Source organism: Pseudomonas sp. RT6P73 (assembly GCF_054897715.1).
In genome coordinates this window covers 1585549-1607815 of record NZ_JBUBUV010000002.1, presented here as the reverse complement: position 1 = coordinate 1607815, position 22267 = coordinate 1585549, and the positions used below count along the sequence as shown (strand labels likewise).

19 protein-coding genes and 1 pseudogene are annotated in these 22267 nt (G+C 59.1%); 13 read left to right on the top strand and 7 right to left on the bottom strand.

The features are described 5' to 3' along the window. The first annotated feature begins 5 nt into the window (after positions 1 to 5). Together ACYZT6_RS07845 and ccoP are read left to right on the top strand one after the other, a co-directional pair. Positions 6 to 191, top strand: coding sequence for a CcoQ/FixQ family Cbb3-type cytochrome c oxidase assembly chaperone (locus tag ACYZT6_RS07845; RefSeq protein WP_003175465.1), 186 nt, complete (start codon positions 6 to 8; stop codon positions 189 to 191). Continuing rightward, complete coding sequence (gene ccoP / locus ACYZT6_RS07840) at positions 188 to 1171, top strand: cytochrome-c oxidase, cbb3-type subunit III (RefSeq protein ID WP_462026384.1); 984 nt, start codon at positions 188 to 190, stop codon at positions 1169 to 1171. Before ACYZT6_RS07845 ends, ccoP begins: the two co-directional genes overlap by 4 nt. 77 nt (positions 1172 to 1248) lie before the next feature. Here the strand turns inward: ccoP and ACYZT6_RS07835 are convergent, their stop codons facing one another. Continuing rightward, a complete protein-coding gene (locus tag ACYZT6_RS07835) occupies positions 1249 to 2262 on the bottom strand; it encodes a metallophosphoesterase family protein (RefSeq protein WP_462026383.1) in 1014 nt (337 codons plus the stop codon). Positions 2263 to 2742: 480 nt separating this feature from the next. On the opposite strand from ACYZT6_RS07835, the gene ccoG reads away from it, so the two are divergent. The 8 genes from ccoG (at position 2743) to ACYZT6_RS07795 (ending at position 11426) form a co-directional block, all read left to right on the top strand. Further along, on the top strand, positions 2743 to 4158 hold the full coding sequence (gene ccoG, locus ACYZT6_RS07830) for a cytochrome c oxidase accessory protein CcoG (protein WP_462026382.1): 1416 nt from the start codon (positions 2743 to 2745) through the stop codon (positions 4156 to 4158). 11 nt (positions 4159 to 4169) lie between these two features. After that, a complete protein-coding gene (locus ACYZT6_RS07825) occupies positions 4170 to 4709 on the top strand; it encodes a FixH family protein (protein ID WP_462026381.1) in 540 nt (179 codons plus the stop codon). A 172-nt stretch (positions 4710 to 4881) separates the two neighbouring features. Continuing rightward, a complete protein-coding gene (locus tag ACYZT6_RS07820; protein WP_462026380.1) occupies positions 4882 to 7332 on the top strand; it encodes a heavy metal translocating P-type ATPase in 2451 nt (816 codons plus the stop codon). Between the two features lie 22 nt (positions 7333 to 7354). Continuing rightward, positions 7355 to 7573, top strand: a complete 219-nt coding sequence (gene ccoS, locus ACYZT6_RS07815; RefSeq protein ID WP_462026379.1) for a cbb3-type cytochrome oxidase assembly protein CcoS — start codon at positions 7355 to 7357, stop codon at positions 7571 to 7573. Further along, complete coding sequence (locus ACYZT6_RS07810; RefSeq protein WP_172791389.1) at positions 7566 to 8249, top strand: sulfite exporter TauE/SafE family protein; 684 nt, start codon at positions 7566 to 7568, stop codon at positions 8247 to 8249. Before ccoS ends, ACYZT6_RS07810 begins: the two co-directional genes overlap by 8 nt. Positions 8250 to 8518: 269 nt before the next feature. Continuing rightward, positions 8519 to 9901 (top strand): oxygen-independent coproporphyrinogen III oxidase, encoded by a 1383-nt coding sequence (hemN, locus tag ACYZT6_RS07805; protein WP_462029917.1) that lies wholly within the window; start codon positions 8519 to 8521, stop codon positions 9899 to 9901. A gap of 162 nt (positions 9902 to 10063) precedes the next feature. After that, positions 10064 to 10798 carry a fumarate/nitrate reduction transcriptional regulator Fnr gene (gene fnr / locus ACYZT6_RS07800; RefSeq protein WP_090182045.1) on the top strand — a complete coding sequence of 245 codons (735 nt, stop codon included), beginning with the start codon at positions 10064 to 10066 and terminating at the stop codon, positions 10796 to 10798. A gap of 79 nt (positions 10799 to 10877) precedes the next feature. Then, positions 10878 to 11426 (top strand): adenine phosphoribosyltransferase, encoded by a 549-nt coding sequence (locus ACYZT6_RS07795; RefSeq protein ID WP_462026378.1) that lies wholly within the window; start codon positions 10878 to 10880, stop codon positions 11424 to 11426. Positions 11427 to 11561: 135 nt separating this feature from the next. Here ACYZT6_RS07795 and ACYZT6_RS07790 read toward each other — a convergent pair whose 3' ends face one another. From ACYZT6_RS07790 to dnaX, 5 genes are all read right to left on the bottom strand, one after another. Further along, positions 11562 to 12710 carry an acyl-CoA dehydrogenase family protein gene (locus tag ACYZT6_RS07790; RefSeq protein ID WP_462026377.1) on the bottom strand — a complete coding sequence of 383 codons (1149 nt, stop codon included), beginning with the start codon at positions 12708 to 12710 and terminating at the stop codon, positions 11562 to 11564. A gap of 198 nt (positions 12711 to 12908) precedes the next feature. Then, positions 12909 to 13511, bottom strand: coding sequence for a recombination mediator RecR (gene recR / locus ACYZT6_RS07785; protein WP_462026376.1), 603 nt, complete (start codon positions 13509 to 13511; stop codon positions 12909 to 12911). 65 nt (positions 13512 to 13576) lie between these two features. Then, entirely contained in the window at positions 13577 to 14611 is a 1035-nt protein-coding gene (locus ACYZT6_RS07780; protein ID WP_462026375.1) for an NADP-dependent oxidoreductase, read from the bottom strand. A 264-nt stretch (positions 14612 to 14875) separates the two neighbouring features. Beyond that, positions 14876 to 15214 (bottom strand): YbaB/EbfC family nucleoid-associated protein, encoded by a 339-nt coding sequence (locus tag ACYZT6_RS07775; RefSeq protein WP_109628912.1) that lies wholly within the window; start codon positions 15212 to 15214, stop codon positions 14876 to 14878. A gap of 67 nt (positions 15215 to 15281) precedes the next feature. Continuing rightward, the gene (dnaX, locus tag ACYZT6_RS07770; RefSeq protein ID WP_462026374.1) at positions 15282 to 17369 is read right to left on the bottom strand and encodes a DNA polymerase III subunit gamma/tau; all 2088 of its coding nucleotides are present in this window, start codon (positions 17367 to 17369) and stop codon (positions 15282 to 15284) included. A 144-nt stretch (positions 17370 to 17513) separates the two neighbouring features. Here dnaX and ACYZT6_RS07765 point away from each other — a divergent pair. Beyond that, positions 17514 to 17695 (top strand): annotated as a pseudogene (locus ACYZT6_RS07765) (amino acid ABC transporter substrate-binding protein); the annotation flags it as partial. Positions 17696 to 17840: 145 nt separating this feature from the next. Here the strand turns inward: ACYZT6_RS07765 and ACYZT6_RS07760 are convergent. Next, positions 17841 to 19541 carry a putative bifunctional diguanylate cyclase/phosphodiesterase gene (locus tag ACYZT6_RS07760; protein ID WP_462026373.1) on the bottom strand — a complete coding sequence of 567 codons (1701 nt, stop codon included), beginning with the start codon at positions 19539 to 19541 and terminating at the stop codon, positions 17841 to 17843. Positions 19542 to 19844: 303 nt separating this feature from the next. Between ACYZT6_RS07760 and ACYZT6_RS07755 the strand changes: the two genes are divergently transcribed. Then, complete coding sequence (locus tag ACYZT6_RS07755) at positions 19845 to 20159, top strand: helix-turn-helix domain-containing protein (RefSeq protein ID WP_462026372.1); 315 nt, start codon at positions 19845 to 19847, stop codon at positions 20157 to 20159. A 433-nt stretch (positions 20160 to 20592) separates the two neighbouring features. Then, entirely contained in the window at positions 20593 to 21963 is a 1371-nt protein-coding gene (locus tag ACYZT6_RS07750) for a site-specific integrase (RefSeq protein WP_462026371.1), read from the top strand. The last annotated feature ends 304 nt before the right edge of the window (positions 21964 to 22267 follow it).

Genomic DNA, 22267 nt, shown 5'->3' with positions numbered 1-22267 from the left:
TTTAGATGGATATCGGGATGATTCGTGGCCTGGGCACCGTTGTTGTGATGGTGGCCTTCATCGGACTGGCGCTGTGGGTGTTCAGCCCCAAGCGCAAGTCGGAGTTTGAAGACGCGACCTTGCTGCCTTTCGCGGATGATCCCGAAGCCATCAAGCACGTCGAGCAAGCTTCTAGGAGTAACAAAGAATGACTACGTTCTGGAGTCTGTACGTCACAGTCCTCAGTCTCGGCACCATCTTCGCCCTGACCTGGCTGCTGCTGTCCACCCGCAAGGGCCAGCGCGCCGAGCAGACAGAGGAAACGGTTGGCCACTCCTTCGACGGGATCGAGGAGTACGACAACCCACTGCCGAAATGGTGGTTCATGCTGTTCGTGGGCACCATCATCTTCGCCCTGGGCTACCTGGTGTTGTACCCGGGCCTGGGTAACTGGAAAGGCCTGTTGCCGGGTTACAACTACCTGGACAACGAGAAGCAGACTACGTTCGCCAACGGCCAGACTGGCTGGACCGGCGTTCACGAGTGGGAAAAGGAAATGGCCAAGTCGGACGCCAAGTTCGGTCCGATCTTCGCCAAGTTCGCTTCCATGCCGATTGAAGAAGTCGCCAAGGACCCGCAAGCCCTGAAGATGGGTGGCCGCCTGTTCGCCTCCAACTGCTCGGTCTGCCACGGCTCCGACGCCAAGGGCGCTTATGGCTTCCCGAACCTGACCGACGCCGACTGGCGCTGGGGCGGTGAGGCAGAAACCATCAAGACCACCATCATGGGTGGCCGTCACGCGGTCATGCCGGCGTGGGCTGACGTGATCGGCGAGCAAGGCGTTGCCGACGTTGCTTCGTTCGTGCTGACCAACCTCGATGGCCGCAAAATGCCGGAAAGCACCAAGGCCGATCCGGTGGCCGGCCAGAAGCTGTTCGCCGCCAACTGCGCGGTGTGCCACGGTCCGGAAGGCAAAGGCACTCCAGCGATGGGCGCCCCTGACCTGACTCACCCGGCAGCGTTCATCTACGGTTCGAGCTTCGCCCAACTGCAGCAGACCATCCGTTACGGCCGTCAGGGCCAGATGCCTGCGCAAGAACAGCTGCAAGGCAACGACAAGGTTCACCTGCTGGCCGCTTACGTCTACAGCCTCTCTCACGGTGAGAAAGCGCCGGCGGAAGACGCTCAGTAAGGCACTTGCTGCAACGCAACAATAAAGGCCCCGCCAGTTCAATGGCGGGGCCTTTTTTTCATCCTCGAAAACAATATTTAACGCACGGGAACCGTTTCGATTTCCTGCTGCTCAGACCACTTGTTGTTCTTCACCAGATTGACCGTCAAGCTTTTCCAGTCTTCCGAGAAGCGGGTGGTTACGTATGTCTGGGCTGAGGCCCCGCCACTGAGAAAGACCGGAACATCACCAAAATACTTCCACTTGTTGTAATCCCACCATTCACCGCCATCCCGATGAAAATGCCCGGCAAACACCGCAGTGACCTTATAGTCCTGAATCAGGGTTCTGAACCTGTCAATCTGCTCGTCGCTGCCCTTCCAGTCATCAGGTTTGTGCATGTTCAGCATAATGATCCTGCCCTGCTGGCGGGCCTGCTTCAGATCCCGTTCGAGCCAGTCCAGGGCGTCAGTGATGGTGTAACGGGTCGGAACGCCCCAATTCCAGGCAGTAAACTCGGTGCTGTATGTCGGCTCGTTATTTAACTGCACCAGGTGCACTAACCCGAAGTTCGTTGAGTACGCCAGACTGCCACGCACGTTATTGACGATCGTCCCCTCTTTATTGACGTTCAAGTCCATCGAAGTCGGACGCGTGGCATAGTGCGCCATAAAATCCACGACACTGCCCGCCGCACAACTATTTAAAAAACAATCATCGACGTTGTTCTGATAGTCATGATTACCCAACCCGTAGTCGTATTCCTTCTGCAGGTGCTTATCAAGGACTGGCTTAATATAAGAACGCTGCCATCCGTGTCCGAACGCCGTCATATCCCCATTGATCATGACAGGTACTTTAGCGGCGCCGCCATTGGAGGCTCTGAAAGTTGCAATATCGGAATATTGGGCATCGATCAGAACTTTAGACTGCTTTTCCTGTTCACTGTCGGATTCCGGCAAGCCCAAATCGGTGGCTTCGGTCCAAGGATATTGGGGGTCCGAGGCAAAGACCAAATATTGCGGAGTAAAATGATCTGCCGCATTGGCGGATGTAAACAAGACAAAGAGCGCTGCGCCAAAACAGTGTTTGGCCATTATTAGTAATCGCATTTGAATTCCATTTCATTGTTGATAAAAGCAATGAGCTTTCTTAAAGAAGCATCAAATTTGCACGACAACGCTATAACAACGACAACACTAAAACAAACTTAAAATTCAACCAGATCGATAGCACATGTTACGACTCAACCCCCTCTTAAAAGACAACTAACAACTTAATAAAAAAGTTACAACTTCTCGAATATTCAACCCCACGATCGGCGCGTCGATCACGTGACCCGTGCACTCAGTCATTCCTTTGACCGTTCGGGTGTCGACCGCGTCAAAAACGTCCATACTTCACAAGTCAATTGATCTGAATCACGTTTTGTTACATCTGCTACACCATTCATGATTTTCCACCAACGCGACCAAAGGTCGCACCCGTTCGCTGGCGCTACCGGCGTATCATTGCGCCACTGCAACACCTCTTTTTGACCGCGGTCGGCATGTACTGACCGGGGCATTTTTCCACTGCCGTGGGATGCAATGATGAGCAATCAGATTCCGGTACACGACGTCACACCGCCCGCCAAAGACGCGAACAACAGCGTCGACCTCTACGCCTCTCGGGAAAAAATCTACACCCGCGCCTTCACCGGCTTGTTCCGTAACCTGCGGATGATGGGCGGTGCCGGGTTGTTTCTGCTGTATTTCGGCACGGTCTGGCTGAACTGGGGCGGTCATCAAGCCGTCTGGTGGAACCTGCCGGAGCGTAAATTCTTCATCTTCGGTGCGACCTTCTGGCCTCAGGACTTCATCCTGCTCTCAGGCATTTTGATCGTCAGCGCCTTCGGCCTGTTCTTCATTACCGTGTATGCCGGTCGAGTGTGGTGCGGTTATACCTGCCCGCAGAGCGTCTGGACGTGGATTTACATGTGGTGCGAAAAGGTCACCGAAGGCGACCGCAACCAGCGCATCAAGCTCGACAAGGCGCCAATGAGCGCCAACAAATTCCTGCGTAAACTCAGCAAGCACTCGATGTGGCTGTTGATCGGCTTCGTCACCGGCATGACCTTCGTTGGCTACTTCTCGCCCATTCGTGAACTGACGATCGATTTTTTCACCGGCGAGGCGGATGGCTGGTCGTACTTCTGGGTCGGTTTCTTCACCTTGGCCACCTACGGCAACGCTGGCTGGTTGCGCGAGCAAGTGTGCATTTACATGTGCCCGTATGCGCGGTTCCAGAGCGTGATGTTCGACAAAGACACACTGATCGTTTCCTACGATCCGCGCCGCGGGGAAAGCCGTGGCCCGCGCAAGAAAGGCATCGACTACAAGGCCCAGGGCCTGGGCGATTGCATTGATTGCACCATGTGCGTCCAAGTCTGCCCGACCGGTATCGACATTCGCGACGGTCTGCAGATCGAATGCATCGGCTGCGCGGCGTGTATCGATGCCTGCGACAGCATCATGGACAAAATGGACTACCCCCGCGGGTTGATCAGCTACACCACCGAGCACAACCTGTCCGGGCAAAAAACCCATAAACTGCGCCCGCGCCTGATCGGCTATGCGGTGGTGCTGTTGGCGATGATGGGCTTGCTGGCGGGTGCTTTTTTCATGCGTTCGCTGGTCGGTTTCGACGTCAGCAAGGACCGCGTGCTGTACCGCGAGAACGCCGAAGGCAGGATCGAGAACGTCTACAGCCTGAAGATCATGAACAAGGACCAGCGCGACCATACCTACGTGCTGGAAGCCTCCGGTTTGCCGGACCTGAAGCTGCAAGGCAAGCGCGAAATCAAAGTCGCCGCCGGGGAGATTTTCAGTCAGCCGGTCGAACTGTCGATCGCACCGGAAAAACTGCCGTCGAGCACCAACGAGGTGATATTCATCCTCAAGGATGCCGACGACGACAGCGTCCACGTTGAAGCCAAGAGCCGATTCATCGGCCCACAAATTCGTTGAGAGAAGTGATCATGCCCGCAGCAAACGCCGCAAGCCCTTGGTACAAGCATCTTTGGCCGTGGATCATCATCGCCATCCTGGCCTGTTCCGTGACCCTGACCTTGTCCATGGTGACGATCGCGGTGAACAACCCGGATAACCTGGTCAACGACAACTACTACGAGGCCGGCAAAGGCATCAACCGCTCTCTCGACCGTGAGCTGCTGGCCCAGACCCTGTTACTGCGAGCCAGCGTTCACCTGGATGACGTGACCGGCGAAGTCGACTTGCGCCTGAGCGGCAACAGCCAACCGAAAACCCTTGAGCTGAACCTGATCTCGCCAACCCAGCCGGAGAAGGATCGCAAGATCACCCTGGCCCGCAGTGAAACCGAACAGGGCCGCTATATCGGTCAGTTGAGTGACAAGATTGAAGGCCGTCGCTTCGTCGAATTGCTGGGCACTCAGGACGACCACATCTGGCGCATGTTCGAAGAAGAGCTGGTCAGCCATGACAAGGAATTGCTGCTGGGTGATGAACCGCTGCAAGGCGCCGAAGACCTGAAGAAGTAATTTCCGGTGAATACGGTCAACTGTGGCGAGGGAGCTTGCTCCCGCTGGGGTGCGAAGCGCCCCTGAAACCAGCAAACCGATTCTTTCAGGCATCGCGAGTTCGCAATAGCGACTGCTTCGCAGCCGAACGGGAGCAAGCTCCCTCGCCACAATGGTTCTCATGGCAACAGACATGACCACGCCAACCCCCTGCTACCACTGCGCCCTGCCCGTCCCGGCCGGCAGCCGCTTCACCGCCGCCGTCCTCGGTGAAACCCGTGAGTTCTGCTGCCCGGGTTGTCAGGCCGTGGCTGAAGCGATCGTGGCCGGTGGGCTGGAAAGCTATTACCAGCATCGCAGCGAGTCATCGGCCAACCCCGAAGCCTTGCCGGTGCAGTTGGTGGATGAGTTGGCGCTCTACGACCGTGTCGACGTGCAAAAGCCCTTCGTGCGCCACGACGGTGAACTCGCCGAAACCACCCTGTTGATGGAAGGTATCAGCTGCGCCGCTTGCGGCTGGCTGATCGAGAAACACCTGCGCGCCTTGCCGGCGGTGGCCGAGGCTCGGTTGAACCTGTCCAACCATCGCCTTCATGTGCGTTGGGCCGACGCGCAATTGCCGTTGAGCCAGGTGCTCAGCGAATTGCGCCACATCGGTTACGCCGCGCACCCGTATCAAGCCGACCGCGCCAGTGAACAACTGGCCAGCGAAAACCGTCTGGCCTTGCGCCAACTCGGTGTCGCCGGGCTGCTGTGGTTCCAGGCGATGATGGCGACTATGGCCACCTGGCCGGAATTCAACATCGACCTGAGCCCCGAGCTGCACACCATCCTGCGCTGGGTCGCGCTGTTCCTCACCACGCCGATCGTGTTCTACAGCTGTGCGCCGTTCTTCAAAGGGGCGATGCGCGATTTGCGCACCCGCCACCTGACCATGGATGTGTCGGTGTCCCTGGCAATCGGCAGTGCCTACATCGCCGGGATCTGGACCTCGATCACCGGCGTCGGCGAGCTGTATTTCGATGCCGTGGGAATGTTTGCGCTGTTCCTTCTCGCCGGGCGTTACCTGGAACGCCGCGCACGGGAACGCACGGCCGCCGCTACCGCACAGCTTGTAAACCTGTTGCCTGCTTCGTGCCTGCGCTTGAGTGCCGACGGCCAGAGCGAGCGGATCCTGCTCAGCGAACTGCGCGTCGGCGATCAAGTGCTGGTGCATCCGGGTGCGATCCTGCCGGCCGACGGCAAGATCCTCGATGGCCAATCGAGCATCGACGAATCGTTGCTGACCGGCGAGTACCTGCCGCAGCCGCGCACGCAGGGTGATGCGGTCACCGCCGGCACCCTGAACGTCGAAGGCGCGTTGACCGTGGAAGTACTGGCACTGGGTCAGGACACGCGGCTGTCAGCCATCGTCCGCCTGCTGGACCGCGCCCAGGCCGAGAAGCCACGCTTGGCGGAAATCGCCGACCGTGCCGCGCAATGGTTCCTGTTGCTCACGCTGATCGCATCCGCCTGCATCGGCCTGTTGTGGTGGGAACTGGATTCGTCGCGAGCCTTCTGGATTGTCCTGGCGATGCTCGTTGCGACGTGCCCGTGCGCCTTGTCGCTGGCCACGCCGACCGCGCTCACCGCCGCCACCGGCACCCTGCACAAGCTCGGCTTGCTGCTGACGCGCGGTCATGTGCTGGAAGGTCTGAACCAGATCGACACGGTGATTTTCGACAAGACCGGCACGTTGACGGAAGGTCGTCTGGCCTTGCGTTCGATTCGTCCTCTCGGCGCGCTCGATAGCGATCAATGCCTGGGTCTCGCCGCAGCCCTGGAAAACCGTTCCGAACATCCGATCGCCCGTGCATTTGGCCGGGCGCCGCTTGCGGCCGAAGAAGTTCTCAGCACGCCGGGGCTTGGCCTTGAAGGCCTGGTCGGCACGCAACGCTTGCGTATCGGCCAGCCGGGTTTTGTCTGCGGACTCAGTGGCGCCGCTGTACCGGTGATGCCCGACGAAGCGGGCCAATGGTTGCTGCTCGGCGACAGCCAAGGGCCACTGGCGTGGTTTGTCCTCGATGACCGTTTGCGCGCCGATGCACCGGCGCTATTGGAAGCCTGCAAAGCCCTTGGCTGGCGCACATTGCTGCTGTCGGGCGATACCTCGCCGATGGTCGCCAGCGTGGCCGCCGAGCTGGGCATCGACGAAGCCCGGGGCGGGTTGCGTCCGGACGATAAATTGCAGGTCCTGCAACAGCTGCACAAGGAAGGCCGCAAGGTGTTGATGCTCGGTGACGGGGTCAACGACGTGCCGGTGCTGGCCGCCGCCGACATCAGCGTAGCGATGGGCTCGGCCACCGATCTGGCGAAAACCAGCGCCGATGCGGTGTTGCTGTCGAACCGTCTCGATGCGCTGGTGCAAGCCTTCAGCCTGGCACGGCGCACTCGTCGGGTAATCATCGAGAACCTGCTGTGGGCCGGGCTGTACAATGGCCTCATGTTGCCGTTCGCCGCCCTCGGCTGGATCACGCCGGTATGGGCCGCGGTCGGCATGTCCATCAGTTCGTTGACCGTGGTGTTGAACGCCCTGCGCCTGACTCGCCTGCCGAGCGCGCCTGCTGCCCGCACCACGCCAGAAACCCGCCCGCTGCCGGCCTGAGCCGCGCGGGCATGGAGTCCAGATGCCAGCTCTCTACGTGATGATCCCGGCCGCGCTGCTGATCGTGGCCATCGCTGTCTATATCTTCTTCTGGGCGGTCGACAGCGGTCAGTACGACGACCTCGACGGCCCGGCCCACAGCATTCTGTTCGACGACCAGGACCCGAACCACAAGGCCGCGGTCGACGAAGCCAGCGGCCATCCGGCCAAACCGGACGACAAGGCACCTCCGCATGCTTGAGTTGGCGCCCCTGCTTGTGTCTGCGGTGATTCTCGGCCTGCTCGGCGGCGGGCATTGCCTGGGCATGTGCGGCGGCTTGATGGGCGCGTTGACCCTGGCGATTCCCAAGGAACAACGCAGCCGCCGCTTTCGCCTGCTGCTGGCCTACAACCTGGGGCGAATTCTCAGCTATGCGACGGCCGGACTTCTGATCGGCCTGGCGGGTTGGGCAGTGGCCAACAGCCCGGCGGCGATGTTCATGCGGGTGATCGCCGGCCTGCTGCTGATCGCCATGGGCCTGTACCTCGCCGGCTGGTGGAGCGGCCTTACCCGCATCGAAAGCCTCGGTCGCGGCCTGTGGCGGCATATTCAGCCGGTTGCCAACAAACTGCTGCCGGTGTCGAGCCTGCCCCGCGCGCTGCTGCTGGGCGCGCTGTGGGGGTGGTTGCCGTGCGGGTTGGTTTACAGCACGTTGCTGTGGGCGGCGAGCCAGGGCAATGCGCTGGACAGTGCGTTGCTGATGCTCGCGTTCGGGCTCGGCACCTGGCCGGTGCTGCTGGCCACCGGGCTGGCGGCCGAACGGGTCACGGCGTTGTTGCGCAAACGTAGTGTGCGGATGACCGGTGGGTTGCTGGTGATGCTGTTCGGCATCTGGACGTTGCCGGGGCCGCATCAGCATTGGCTCATGGGGCATTAGATCGGCGACACGGCCTTGTAGCAGCTGCCGAGCCTGCGAGGCTGCGTTCGGCGGCGCAGCCGTCGTGAAATCAGACTGTGCGGTGTTTCAGGTGAATTTGATACTCAGGGTTTACGACGGCTGCGCCGCCGAACGCAGCCTCGCAGGCTCGGCAGCTGCTACAGAGTGATGTTTGGTAATGACACCCGTTGATGCAAATCAAGATGCCCCAGCGTCGCACCCCCTAGACTCGCTGACACTGCCAGCCTATCCGGGGGAATGCCCGCATGATGCTCGACGCCATTCGTTGGGACACCGATCTGATCCGCCGTTACGACCTGGCGGGGCCGCGCTACACCTCTTACCCGACCGCGGTGCAATTCGACGGACAGGTCGGCACATTTGACCTGTTCCACGCCCTGCGCGACAGCCGCAAGGCCCTGCGCCCATTGTCGCTGTACGTCCATGTGCCGTTCTGCGCGAACATTTGCTACTACTGCGCCTGCAACAAAGTCATCACCAAAGACCGTGGCCGCGCCCTGCCCTATTTGCAGCGCCTTGAGCAGGAAATTCAGCTGATCGCCTGCCACCTCGACCCGGCGCAAAAGGTCGAACAACTGCACTTCGGCGGCGGCACCCCGACCTTTCTCAGTCACGACGAACTGCGCCAGTTGATGGCGCAGTTACGCAAGCATTTCAACCTGCTGGACGACGATTCCGGCGACTACGGCATCGAGATCGACCCACGCGAAGCCGATTGGTCGACCATGGGCCTGCTCCGTGAACTGGGCTTCAATCGCGTCAGCATTGGCCTGCAAGACCTCGATCCCGCAGTGCAACGGGCGGTCAATCGCCTGCAAAGCCTGGAAGAAACCCGCGCCGTGATCGACGCCGCCCGGACCCTGCAATTTCGCTCGATCAACATCGACCTGATCTACGGCCTGCCGAAGCAGACACCGGACAACTTCGCCCGCACCGTCGACGAAGTCATCGCGCTGCAACCGGACCGGCTCTCGGTGTTCAACTACGCGCACCTGCCGGAACGCTTCATGCCGCAACGGCGAATCAACGGCAACGAACTGCCGACGCCCGCGCAGAAGCTGGAAATGCTCCAGCGCACCATCGAACAGCTGACCGCTGCCGGTTACCGCTACATCGGCATGGACCACTTTGCCCTCCCCGACGACGAGCTGGCGATTGCCCAGGAAGAATCGACCCTGCAGCGTAACTTTCAGGGCTACACCACTCACGGGCATTGCGATTTGATCGGCTTGGGGGTGTCGGCCATCAGTCAGATCGGCGATCTCTACTGCCAGAACAACAGCGACCTGAACCAGTACCAGAACGCCCTCGCCGTCGCGCAGCTAGCGACCAGCCGCGGCCTGATATGCAACGCCGACGACCGCGTGCGGCGGGCAGTGATCCAGCAGTTGATCTGTACGTTCACCCTGGAGTTCGCGGACATCGAACAAGCCTTCAACATCGATTTTCGCGGTTACTTCGGTGAACTGTGGCCTCAGCTACTGACCATGGCCGATGACGGTTTGATCAGCCTCGACAACGAGCGGATCAACGTACTGCCCGCCGGTCGCTTGCTGGTGCGCTCGGTGTGCATGGTGTTCGATGCCTATTTGCAACAGCACAATCACCAGCGGTTTTCCCGGGTGATCTGATGGCCGTGAAACAGGTTTCTTGCACGATTGCGGATGCTAGCCTGACGGCCGCCGAGCGCGGCCTTTTATCGTCATGCGACAAAAACGGCACAAACTGGCCTGAATGTCCTCCCGTGAGTTACCCTTACGGCTTATGTGTGTTTTCCCACAAGGATTGAAGAAATGTCCGAGCCAGTAAAACTGCGCGCTCACAGCCAGGCCCATTGCAAGGATTGCAGCCTGGCCCCCCTCTGCTTGCCACTTTCTTTGAATCTGGAAGACATGGATGCGCTGGACGAGATCGTCAAACGGGGTCGCCCGCTTAAAAAAGGCGAGTTCCTGTTCCGCCAGGGTGACACCTTCGATTCCGTCTATGCAGTACGCTCCGGCGCCCTCAAGACCTTCAGCCTGAGCGATGGCGGTGAAGAACAGCTCACCGGTTTCCACTTGCCGAGCGAACTGGTCGGCCTGTCGGGCATGGACACCGAAAAGCACCCGGTCTCGGCGCAAGCCCTGGAAACCACGTCGGTGTGTGAAATCCCCTTCGAACGCCTCGATGAACTGGCCCTGCAACTGCCGCAACTGCGCCGTCAGCTGATGCGTGTCATGAGCCGAGAGATTCGCGACGATCAACAAATGATGTTGCTGCTGTCGAAGAAAACCGCCGACGAGCGCATTGCCACGTTTCTGGTCAACCTCTCGGCACGTTTCCGCGCCCGGGGTTTCTCGGCCAACCAGTTCCGCCTGAGCATGTCGCGCAACGAAATCGGCAATTACCTGGGCCTGGCGGTGGAAACCGTGTCCCGGGTGTTCACGCGCTTCCAGCAAAACGAGCTGATCGCGGCCGAGGGCAAGGAAATCCATATCCTCGACCCGATCCAGCTGTGCGCACTGGCCGGTGGATCGCTCGAAGGCTGACGGCAACAATTGCGGCTGAGCGAAACGGTTCAGCCGCCGTTATACTGCGACGTTTGCAGCCTGCCAGGATTCTTCGACCATGGCCTTCGACGCCTTTGACATCAAATCCCTGATCCGCCCCGTGATCGACTTCCCCAAGCCCGGCGTGATCTTTCGCGACATCACACCGTTGTTCCAGTCGCCTACGGCCTTGCGCCTGGTGATGGACAGCTTCGCCCATCGTTATGTCGAGGCGGATTTCACGCATTTCGGCGCGATGGATGCCCGTGGCTTCCTGATCGGCTCGGTGCTGGCGTATCAGTTGAACAAGCCGTTGGTGCTGTTTCGCAAGCAAGGCAAACTGCCGGCCGACGTGCTGGCCGAGGGTTATGCCACCGAGTACGGCGAAGCCTTTCTCGAAGTGCACGCTGACAGCCTGTGCGAAGGCGATTCAGTGGTGATGTTTGATGATTTGATCGCCACCGGCGGTACGCTGATCGCCGCGGCGAACCTGATTCGGCGCATGGGCGCGCGGGTTCATGAAGCGGCGGCGATTATTGATCTGCCGGAGCTGGGTGGGTCGCAGCGGCTGAACGATATGGGAATTGCTACGTTTTGCCTGACGCAGTTTGCGTTGAGCGAGAAGTAAGCAACGCCCTCACTGACGCCATCGCGGGCAAGCCTCGCTCCTACACGATCAGGGTCGTGTCGGATATTCGGCTTCGACCGAAAACCGTAGGAGCGAGGCTTGCCCGCGAAGGCGTAAGCCGACACACCGTAAGACTCAAAGCCCCATTTGCTTACTGATAATCTCGTTCATCACTTCCCGCGTCCCACCGCCGATCGACAGAATTCGGTTATCCCGATACAGCCGCTCCACCAGACTCTCGCGCATGTAACCGAGGCCGCCGAGGATCTGCACCGCATCCGTCGTAATCCGGTCAGCCGTGTCGGTCGCAAAATTCTTCGCCATGGAAATCTCCTTGATCACGCTCTGCCCCGCCGCCATTTTCGCCGCTTGACGGTAAGTGAACTCCCGTGACACCTCCAACGCCGTGGCCATTTCCGCGAGGCGGTGTTTAAGCACCTGGAACTTGCCGATGGGTTTGCCAAAGGCTTCGCGCTGACGCGCCCATTTCAGGCTTTCCTCCAGCGCCAGCTGCGCCGTCATGTTGGCCATCAGCGCCAACGCCAGGCGTTCGCTCTGGAAGTTGCCCATGATGCAGGCAAATCCCATGTTCTCGGCGCCGATCAGATTTCCCACAGGCACCCGACAATCATCGAAGAACAGTTCGGCCGTGTCCGATGCCCACCAGCCCATTTTCTTCAACTGACGGCCGACGGTGAAACCGGGCGTGCTCTTTTCGACCAGCAGCAGACTGATGCCACCGAATCCTGGTTCACCCGTGCGCACCGCAACGGTGTAGAAGTCCGCGCGGATACCACTGGTGATAAAGGTTTTGCTGCCGCTGACCCGGTAAAAGTCGCCGTCACGCACAGCGCGGGTTTGCAGGTTGGCCACATCGGAACCGCCGCTCGGTTCGGTGACGGCCAGGGCGCTGATCTTCTCGCCGGCCAGCACTTGCGGCACGACACGATCACGGACTTCAGGCCTGGCCCACTTGAGAATCGGCGGCAGGCCGATGTCCAGCGAACCGAGGCCCGCCACCAGACCGCCGGAGCCACAGCGCATCAGCTCTTCGCTGGCAGCGACCTTAGCGAACAGATCACCTTCGTGGCTGCCACCGAGGGATTCGGGATAACCAATCCCCAGAATCCCCGCCGCACCGGCCTTGAGGTAGAGCTCGCGGGGAAAGCTTTCAGCTTCTTCCCACTGATCAATGTCCGGAAGAATCTCACGCTCGACGAAACGTCTGACGCTGTCGCGGACCAATTGGTGGCTGGGATCGAAGTATTCCTGAAAGGCAGGCATCGGCGAGCTCCACTGAAGGTTCAGCGAAGTTAACCGAGCGCTTGCTTGGTTTTCAATAGAATTGTGTGAATCAGATGGACCGAGGCGCGGCCTTCGCGGGCAAGCCTCGCTCCTACAGGGACTGGGGTCATCACAGATTTCTAATCAACACCGGACACTGTGGGAGCGGGCTTGCCCGCGATGGCGTCAGTTCAAGCACTACAAGGTTATCGGCTTACGCCCCGCAAACGAATGCGCCAACGTCCCGCCATCAACCAGTTCCAGCTCACCCCCCAACGGCACACCGTGGGCGATACGCGAAGCTATCAAACCTTTATTGCTCAGCAACTGCGCGATGTAATGCGCCGTCGCCTCACCTTCCACGGTCGGGTTGGTGGCCAGAATCACTTCAGTGAACGTGCCCGCCTCTTCAATCCGCGCCAACAGCTGCGGAATACCAATGGCCTCCGGCCCCAGCCCGTCGAGCGGCGAGAGATGGCCCTTGAGCACAAAGTAGCGACCACGGAAACCGGTCTGCTCCACGGCGTACACATCCATCGGACCTTCCACCACGCAAAGCAAGGTGTCGTCACGGCGGGTATCTGAACATTGCGGGCAGAGGTCGTCTTCGGTCAGCGTGCGGCATAACCGGCAATGGCCCACCCCTTCCATGGCCTGGCTCAGTGCCGAAGCCAGTCGCAAACCACCGCTGCGATCACGCTCAAGCAGTTGCAGCGCCATGCGCTGGGCAGTTTTCTGACCGACACCCGGCAAAATTCGCAGGGCGTCGATCAGTTGGCGAATCAAAGGGCTGAAGCTCATGGGGAAACGTCCGACAAAACAACGAGACGCGGTTTATACCCGCGCCTCTGTTTAGCGTCAATTACTCAGTCCTGAGCGACCCGAACCACCAGTTTGCCAAAGTTGCGTCCTTCCAGCAGACCGATGAAGGCTTCGGGGGCATTCTCAAGGCCATCGACCACGTCTTCGCGGAACTTGACCTTGCCGTCTCGCACCCACGGCGCCATGGCGCTGACGAACTCCGGCTGACGATCACCGTAGTCGTCGAACACGATAAAGCCCTGGATTCGTACACGCTTGGTCAGCAACGTACGCTGCAATTGCGGCAGGCGATCCGGACCGGTCGGTGCTTCGTGGGCGTTGTAGCCAGCGATGAGACCACAGAGTGGAATCCGCGCCTTGGCATTGAGCAGCGGCACCACCGCGTCGAACACCTTGCCGCCGACGTTCTCGTAGTAAATATCGATACCCTCGGAGCACGCCTGAGCCAGTTCCTCGGCAAAGTTCGGGCTCTTGTGGTCGACGCAGGCATCAAATCCCAATTCCTCCACCACGTAGCGGCATTTTTCCGCGCTGCCCGCCACGCCAACCACGCGCAAGCCCTTGATCTTCGCCACCTGGCCGACCACCGAACCCACCGCGCCCGAAGCGGCCGCGACCACCAGGGTTTCGCCGGCGTTGGGCTGGCCGATGTCCATCAGGCCCATGTACGCGGTCATGCCCGGCATGCCCAGCACACCCAGGGCCATTGACGGGGTCGGCAAACCGCTCGGCACCGGAATGATGTTGCGGCCATCGCTGATGCTGTGGCTCTGCCAGCCGGTGGCGCCTACCACCAGGTCGCCTTCGTGGAACTTCGGATTCAGCGAGCGCTCGACGCGGCTGACAGCGCCACCGGTCATCACCTCGCCGATTTCTACCGGCGCGGCGTAGGACGGCGCGTCACTCATGCGACCACGCATGTAGGGGTCCAGCGACAGGTATTGAGTCTTGAGCAGGATCTCACCGTCAGTCAGATCCGGCAGTGCTTCCCGTTCCAGGCGAAAATTCTCCGGCGTCGGCGCGCCTGTGGGCCGGGACGCCAGGACGATACGTTGGTTGAGGGTCAATGCGTCTGGCATGTGAGCGTCTCCTGTGATCGATGAATTCGGCGGTATAGGGGAGCAGACCTTTGTGGTGGTGTGGCGTTCGATGTTTCGTCAGCTTTACCGATGTGACTTCTTCGCGGGCAAGCCTCGCTCCCACAGGTCACCGTTGCCTCTGTAGGAGCGAGGCTTGCCCGCGAAGGCTGCCTCACTGGCGCTACACTTCCAAAAGGCAGAAACAAAAATGCCAGGCGCGATGCCTGGCATTTTTTTGTAGCTCATCCGACGCGCTTTGGCGAATCAGAACGGCAGCTTCATCCCCGGTGGCAGTTGCATGCCAGCGGTCATGTTGCCCATCTTGTCCTGGCTGTTGGCTTCGATCTTGCGCACGGCGTCGTTGACGGCGGCAGCGAACACCGCTTCCAGCATCTCTTTGTCGTCTTCGCTCAGGCCTTCAACCAGGCTTGGGTCGATGGTCACGCGCTTGACGTCGTGACGACCGGTCATCACCACGGTGACCATATCGCCGCCGGCTTTACCGGTGACTTCGGCGTTGGCCAGTTCTTCCTGCATCTTGGCCATTTTTTCCTGCATCTGCTGCGCCTGCTTCATCAGGCCGGCCATGCCACCTTTCATCATGGTAATCACCTCAAAAGTACTTGGATTTAAACAGCGCCCGGCCCTTGGGGCCGAACGCCTTCAGTTATTAGCCCTGACTGACCAGAGCTTCGACAGGTTCAATAGTATCGTTACGGACCACCGCACCGAACTGCTGCATCATTTGCTGGATGAACGGATCACCATGGATCGACTCCTCCGCTTCGCGCTGACGGTTGACGCGGCGCCGGGACGCGGCCTGGGCCGGGGTTTCCTGCTCAGGCTTGATCAGCTCCATGGTCAGGGTCAGCGTACGCCCGTGAAACTGGTTCAACGCATCGTTGAGACGACGTTGCTGGGTCGCGTTGAACAAGGCGCTGTGGGCCGGGTCCAGGTGCAACAGCCAGTTGTCGCCATCGACAGCGATCAGGGTGCAGTTGGCGGCGATGCTGCCGGTCATGCCCGAGATCGGCAATTTCGGGAACAGCTCCAGCCATTGCAAGGCCAGACCGGTGGCGGGCATGGCGGCCGGCTCAGGCTCGGGTTCCGGCGCGGGTTCGGCGGCGTGTTCGCTGGCCAGTTCATCGAGGTAGCTGTAGGCCGAATCCATGTCCGGCTCGATGTAATCTTCGTCCAGCGGCGGCTCGTCATCCAGGTCCACGCCCGGCGTGGCGGCGTCGACGTCGGCCACCGACGGCTCCGGGATCGGCGCTGCGGCCCACTCCGGCGCGTCCGGCACCACGCTGTCTGGCGTCGGCAACGGCATGGGCGGCAGATCGGGTTGTTCGCTGGCGGTTTCCAGAACTGGCTCGACGGCGGGTTTCTGGACGGGCTCCGGCTCGACTGGGTCATTCCACGGCAGGTCGACCACTGCTTCGATCGCGACAGGCTCAACCACAGGCTCGGCCACGACAACGGGCGCAACCGGTTCAGGCTCTGGAGCAGGAACTGCCGCAGCGACGGGTTCAGGCACAGGCGCAGGGGCAACGGGGGCAATTGCCGCAGCGACTACCGGCGCCGCAACCGGCGCGGCAGCCACTGAATTTGCGGAATCAACTGTGGCCTGGCTGATCCCCACTGGCTTTAGCGGTTGCCTCGGGGCGTCCGCGGTGTCCGCCGGTCGGAACGCGAGCATCCGCAGCAAGACCATTTCGAAGCCACCACGGGGGTCTGGCGCCAGCGGCAAGTCGCGGCGGCCGATAAGGCCCATCTGGTAATAGAACTGCACATCTTCTGCCGGCAGTGCGTGGGCGAGTGCCAGCACCCGATCGCGGTCGCCTTGACCGTTGTCGACGCCTTCAGGCAACGCCTGGGCGATGGCGACACGGTGCAGCACGTTGAGAATTTCCGAGAGCACGCCGTTCCAGTCCGGGCCTTGTTCTGCCAAATGGCGAACGGCTTCGAGCAAGGCCTTGGCGTCGCTTTCGATCAGCGAATGCAGAACGTCGTAGACCTGACCGTGATCGAGCGTGCCGAGCATTGCCCGCACGTCGGCGGCCATGACCTTGCCTTCACCGAAGGCAATGGCCTGGTCGGTCAGGCTCATGGCGTCACGCATCGAGCCGTCGGCGGCGCGGCCGAGCAGCCACAGTGCATCGTCTTCGAACGGTACGTTCTCGACGCCCAGCACGTGGGTCAAATGCTCGACCACGCGCTCAGGCGTCATGTTCTTCAGGGAGAACTGCAGGCATCGCGACAGAATGGTTGCAGGAAGTTTCTGCGGATCGGTCGTCGCCAGGATGAACTTGACGTAGGGCGGCGGCTCTTCGAGGGTTTTCAACAGCGCATTGAAGGAATGGCTGGAGAGCATGTGCACTTCGTCGATCAGGTAAACCTTGAAGCGCCCGCGGCTCGGCGCGTATTGCACGTTATCCAGCAGCTCGCGGGTGTCCTCGACCTTGGTCCGGCTCGCGGCGTCGATCTCGATCAGGTCGACAAAGCGGCCCTCGTCGATTTCGCGGCACACCGAACACTCGCCGCAGGGGGTCGAAGTGATACCTGTTTCACAGTTCAGGCATTTGGCGATGATGCGCGCGATGGTGGTCTTGCCGACCCCGCGCGTCCCGGTGAACAGGTACGCGTGGTGCAGCCGCTGGCTGTCCAAGGCATTGATCAGAGCCTTGAGCACATGGGTCTGGCCGACCATTTCGCGGAACGAGCGCGGACGCCATTTACGTGCAAGAACCTGATAACTCATCGAAAACCGTCGCAACGAAGGAACAGAAGCGGCTAATGCTAGCGGAGCAAGGCCAAAATTGCATCCGGTGCGCTCGTCTAATCTGGCTAAGATGCACTTTGTGGGGCTTTTATCGGCTCAGGTTTGCGACGTACCGGAGTGTTTATGCGTTTTGCTTTGGGGGCACTGCTGTGGATAAGCCTGAACGTCGCCGCCGCCGAAGCGCCGCTAGGTTTCGTGGTGCCGACAGTTGGGCGATGCCGATGGTGCAGCTGGAGCGCGGGCAAGTGACCCAGGGCATCCTGTTCGACGTGATGCTCAGCCTCGCGACCGAGGTCGGCGTGCCGGAAACAAATCTTCTGATCAACACTGGCCCCATGTGGGAGCGGGCTTGCTCGCGAAAGCGGTGTATCAGTCGACATCAATGCTGAATGACACACCGCCTTCGCGAGCAGGCTCACTCCCACAGGGTCCAGCGGTGACCACAAGAATTCAGCCAACCTGATCCAGCACTCGCCATTGCAGCGGCGCGACAAACCCCGCGACCCACTCGGGCACTTCGGCGGGAGGCATCGGCCGGGCGATGAAATAGCCTTGGGCAACTTCACACCCCAGTCGCAACAGCAGCTCCCCGTGCTCGACACTTTGCAGCCCTTCGGCAATCACCTGCCGGCCAAACGCTCGGGCCAGTCCGATCACCGCCGTGGTCAGCGCCAGATCATCGTGATCATCCAGAATATCGCGCACAAACGATTTATCGATCTTGATGGTTTGCGTGCGCAAGCGTTTGAGGTAGCTCAGCGACGAATAGCCGGTGCCAAAGTCGCCCAGTGAAAACTGCACCCCCAGTTCCTGACAGGCCTGCAGACAGGCACTGACGTGCTGGATATTTTCGATTGCCACCGACTCGACGATCTCCAGGTCGAGCATCTGTGGCGCAACGTCGGCATGCCGGGCGAGGACGTGCCTGAGGCGGTCGACGAAATCTGCGCGCTGAAAATGCCGTGCCGCGATATTAATGCTGATCGGCCAGCCCTGCCCCTCCTGCTGCCATTGGCGCAACTGCGTCAGCACCTGATCGATCACCCATTCGCCGATGTCGACGATCAGATCCGTCTCTTCCACCAGCGGCAGAAACTCCCGGGCCGGCACCAGGCCATTTTGCGGATGCTCCCAGCGCAACAGCGCCTCGAAGCCGACCACCACGCCAAGACGCATGTTGACCTTGGGCTGGAAATGCAGACGCAACTCATCCGCGGCCAGCGCCTGACGCACTCGCTCGACCGTCTGGTGAGTGGCCTTGACCTCCTGATCCCTGGACACGTCGAACAGATGGAATCGGTTGCGACCGCGCTGCTTGGCCACGTACATGGCCTGATCGGCGTGACGCAGCAGGGTTTCGGCATCTTCATTATCGAGGGGAAACAGCGTGACGCCGATGCTGGCGAACACATTGATGTCCTTGCCATGCAAGGTGTACGGCGCCGAGATCGCCCCCAGCACCCGGTTCAGCGCCGCGCGCAATTCCGGCAGATCCCGTACGTAACGCAGCACCAGCACGAATTCGTCGCCGGCCAACCGCGCCACCACATCTTCGCCCCGCACGATGTGGCGTAATCGCTTGGCCACTTCCACCAGCAATTGATCGCCACTGGCGTGGCCGTAGCCGTCGTTGACCGCTTTGAACCCGTCGAGGTCGAGCATGCAGACGGCGAGCGGAATGTTTTCCTGCCGGGAGAATTCCAGCGCCTGGTCCAGCAGGTCCGAGAGGAACGCGCGATTGGGCAGCCCGGTCAACACGTCATGCCCGACCCGCCATTGCAGGGAATGTAATAACTGGCGTTTTTCGCTGATGTCGAAACGAATCGACAGGTAGCGATCAACCCGTCCGGTGGCGTCATTGATTACCGGCACCATGGTGCTTTCGACCCAGTACAGGCTGCCGTCCTTGGCGCGATTACAAATATCGCCCTTCCAGACGTTGCCCAGCGCGATGGTGCGCCACATGCCTGCGAAGAAATCAGCGGTGTGCACGCCGGAATTGAGGAGACGATGGTTCTGCCCGAGCAACTCATCGCGGCTATAGCCGGACACGGCGCAGAACTGATCGTTGACGTGGGTGATCCGGCCGCTCAGGTCGGTCTCGGAAAAAATGGCGGCGGCATCCACGGCCCTGCGGTATTTCTCATCCATGAATCAGGCTCGCTGTCGCTAGCGGTGGGACTGCGCAAACACGTTTTCACTCCATGACCCGCATTTGATGACTTCGCGGAACCGAAGATCGGCTAGTCTCAAAAACCTCGTGCAAGGCTGCCAAGGGAGCGCAATGCTGGCGGTTTCGCATCGCCCATTTTCTCGAAACAGGTCACCAAACACCCCTTATTGGCGGCGATTCTACGAAACGCATCACATTTTGCAAAGCAAGGTGATGGATCATGCAGTTGTCTAATGCAAAAATCTATCGTTAAGTTCTTGATTCTAAATGGGAATTGAGCGATGCAAATTTCAAGTTTGGGTCCAGCCATCCGACGCTACCGTAAGGTCGCGGGGCTTACTCAGGCTGAACTCGGCGAAAAAACCGGTTTTGACCCCAAAACCATCAGCCGCTTTGAAACCGGAACCTACACCCCCAGCGTTGAAGCCTTGTTCCTGCTTGCCGAGGTGCTGGACGTAAAGCTGAAAGCCTTTTTCGCGGATTCAGGCGATGAAGATGAACAGCGGGCGTATCTGTTCGGCGTCATTCACAAAGCCACCCCGAAGGATCTGGGAAAGCTGATTGCAGCGGTTGACCAGGCCTTGTCCAAGCCTTAGTGCCATAAATAAAGAACAATGCCGGAAATGAAAAAGGAGGCCGACGTGTCTGATATGACACATCGGCCTCCTTTCTTATGCTCATTCTGAAAATCGGAAACGGCAAAAAACCGCCTGGAACAAGCCCCATGGCAGCACGACAAATAAATATTTTCAGACAGATAACGCGAAAGAGGATTCGCGGTGCGTTATGGAGGCAACCCCACCAGCCACACCCCGGCACACAATGTTCCCGCTGTGGCTGCTTCCTTCCGGATCATGCCTAGGTCGCATGCAAGCATGCTCGGGAATCGTTGCAGACTATATGGTGTAAGGGTTTCAGGCTTTTGAGGTTGCCAAATTTCTAACGTGCAAACTAGCTGCACGGCAGTCAGAAAATCAGAGGTGCAGTCAGCATTGTTCCACTTTGCTGTTCCACTCTGGTGTTCCACTTATGACCTATATCGTCCGCCGCCAATCGGTCTATTACCTAAACCTTCGACTGCCCAAACGCCTGTTTCCGAACCGTCACACCTTGCGCATGTGCTTGAACATTCGCGAACGTCAGAGCGCCTTATTCGTCGCTGCGTCCCTTGCCCAGCAGGTGCTTGGACACCTATCCGAACACCCCCTGACAGACATCCCGACGCTGCGTAAGCTGTGTTCCGAATGGCGAGATAAATGCCCTGCTCCACCCTCAATGCATCGCCCACACCACCCCATAGCCAAGCCTGCGAAATCAATCGCTGATGGTCCGGCTTTGTCTACCCTGTCCAAGCTCTATATAGAAGAGGGAAAACGCGGCGGTACATGGCGAGAGGTCAGCACACACGAAGTTGAACGCTCATTACGAGATTTGCTTGAGCTGATGGGCGACATGCCGGCTTCTGTGTTCGACGTGCACCAAGCTCGACTGTTGAAAGATCGTCTCAGCCGTTGTCCTCAATACTTTGCACTGTTGCCTCAGTTCAAGGGCAAGACGTTGATGCAGGTGATCGACTTCGGCGGGACGTACAAAACCATCACCGCCGTGACCGTGAACAACCGTCTACGCAAGCTCTCGGCATTCATGAATTGGTGCAAGTCGAATGGTTACGTTGCCGAGAATCCATTGATGGGACTCAAGGTGATGACGGGCTCAGCTAAGGAAGCCCGACTGTCTTTTGAACAACATGACCTGAGCACCCTTCTCAATCTGGATGCGCTCAAGGCTGAGGCTTGCAAGCATCCATGGCGGTACTGGCTACCACTACTCGGTCGCTTGACTGGAATGCGATTGGAAGAAATTTGTCAGTTGCACGTTGCTGATTTCATCACGCTACAGGGAATCGACTGTATTAGGATCGACGATAGTCACGAATCCCAGAAACTTAAAAACAGCAGCAGTCGCCGGACCTTACCAATCCACCCCACGTTGATTCGGCTCGGACTGCTCGATTATGTGCAAATTCAGCGTACTCAAAACTCAGATCGTTTATTCCCAGAGCTGGAACCTGTACGTGGAAAACTAGGGCACGCACCGTCAAAATGGTTTAGTCGTTATCGGATAAAAATGGGCATTACCGATCCCAAGAAAACCTTCCATAGCTTTCGTCACACAATGATTGATGATCTTCGGGACGCCGGTGTCCAAGATTCGTTGATCAAGCGTATAGCTGGTCACGAAGATTCTGCCGTTACCTTCGGTGTGTACGGCAGCCGTATCCCGATCAAAGCAATGGTCGATGCACTGGGACATCTTTCGCTACCCAACTCCTCAATTTTGACTTTGAAGAATACAGTTGAAGAAAGTGTCACTTTAGTTGAGACGCATCTTGACAAATGAGAATCATTCATGATACCATTGCTCTTATGTGGAGTTGTATAGCATCACTTTTTATTGAATTGTCGGCACTACGGAGTATTGCAATCTATTGTCCTTCCTTCTCTAGCTCGTAAGCTTGTTATCCTCCACATCCCGAACGCTCTAATAAACCCATAATCTTAACCGGTTATGGGTTTATTTTTATCTGCTGCAAACACTTTTAACACTTCCTAATCATCTTCCACTATCAGAGGTAATCCTATGAAGCACTGCCGTGCGTGTAACATTCAATTAATCAAAAAGCGAAGTCATGCAACAACCTGCT

Excerpts from the sequence above, each read along its gene's own strand:
- ACYZT6_RS07845 (WP_003175465.1), top strand. The coding sequence starts at position 6 with ATGGATATCGGGATGATTCGTGGCCTGGGCACCGTTGTTGTGATGGTG.
- ccoP (WP_462026384.1), top strand. The coding sequence starts at position 188 with ATGACTACGTTCTGGAGTCTGTACGTCACAGTCCTCAGTCTCGGCACC.
- ACYZT6_RS07835 (WP_462026383.1), bottom strand. The coding sequence starts at position 2,262 with ATGCGATTACTAATAATGGCCAAACACTGTTTTGGCGCAGCGCTCTTT.
- ccoG (WP_462026382.1), top strand. The coding sequence starts at position 2,743 with ATGAGCAATCAGATTCCGGTACACGACGTCACACCGCCCGCCAAAGAC.
- ACYZT6_RS07825 (WP_462026381.1), top strand. The coding sequence starts at position 4,170 with ATGCCCGCAGCAAACGCCGCAAGCCCTTGGTACAAGCATCTTTGGCCG.
- ACYZT6_RS07820 (WP_462026380.1), top strand. The coding sequence starts at position 4,882 with ATGACCACGCCAACCCCCTGCTACCACTGCGCCCTGCCCGTCCCGGCC.
- ccoS (WP_462026379.1), top strand. The coding sequence starts at position 7,355 with ATGCCAGCTCTCTACGTGATGATCCCGGCCGCGCTGCTGATCGTGGCC.
- ACYZT6_RS07810 (WP_172791389.1), top strand. The coding sequence starts at position 7,566 with ATGCTTGAGTTGGCGCCCCTGCTTGTGTCTGCGGTGATTCTCGGCCTG.
- hemN (WP_462029917.1), top strand. The coding sequence starts at position 8,519 with ATGCTCGACGCCATTCGTTGGGACACCGATCTGATCCGCCGTTACGAC.
- fnr (WP_090182045.1), top strand. The coding sequence starts at position 10,064 with ATGTCCGAGCCAGTAAAACTGCGCGCTCACAGCCAGGCCCATTGCAAG.
- ACYZT6_RS07795 (WP_462026378.1), top strand. The coding sequence starts at position 10,878 with ATGGCCTTCGACGCCTTTGACATCAAATCCCTGATCCGCCCCGTGATC.
- ACYZT6_RS07790 (WP_462026377.1), bottom strand. The coding sequence starts at position 12,710 with ATGCCTGCCTTTCAGGAATACTTCGATCCCAGCCACCAATTGGTCCGC.
- recR (WP_462026376.1), bottom strand. The coding sequence starts at position 13,511 with ATGAGCTTCAGCCCTTTGATTCGCCAACTGATCGACGCCCTGCGAATT.
- ACYZT6_RS07780 (WP_462026375.1), bottom strand. The coding sequence starts at position 14,611 with ATGCCAGACGCATTGACCCTCAACCAACGTATCGTCCTGGCGTCCCGG.
- ACYZT6_RS07775 (WP_109628912.1), bottom strand. The coding sequence starts at position 15,214 with ATGATGAAAGGTGGCATGGCCGGCCTGATGAAGCAGGCGCAGCAGATG.
- dnaX (WP_462026374.1), bottom strand. The coding sequence starts at position 17,369 with ATGAGTTATCAGGTTCTTGCACGTAAATGGCGTCCGCGCTCGTTCCGC.
- ACYZT6_RS07760 (WP_462026373.1), bottom strand. The coding sequence starts at position 19,541 with ATGGATGAGAAATACCGCAGGGCCGTGGATGCCGCCGCCATTTTTTCC.
- ACYZT6_RS07755 (WP_462026372.1), top strand. The coding sequence starts at position 19,845 with ATGCAAATTTCAAGTTTGGGTCCAGCCATCCGACGCTACCGTAAGGTC.
- ACYZT6_RS07750 (WP_462026371.1), top strand. The coding sequence starts at position 20,593 with ATGACCTATATCGTCCGCCGCCAATCGGTCTATTACCTAAACCTTCGA.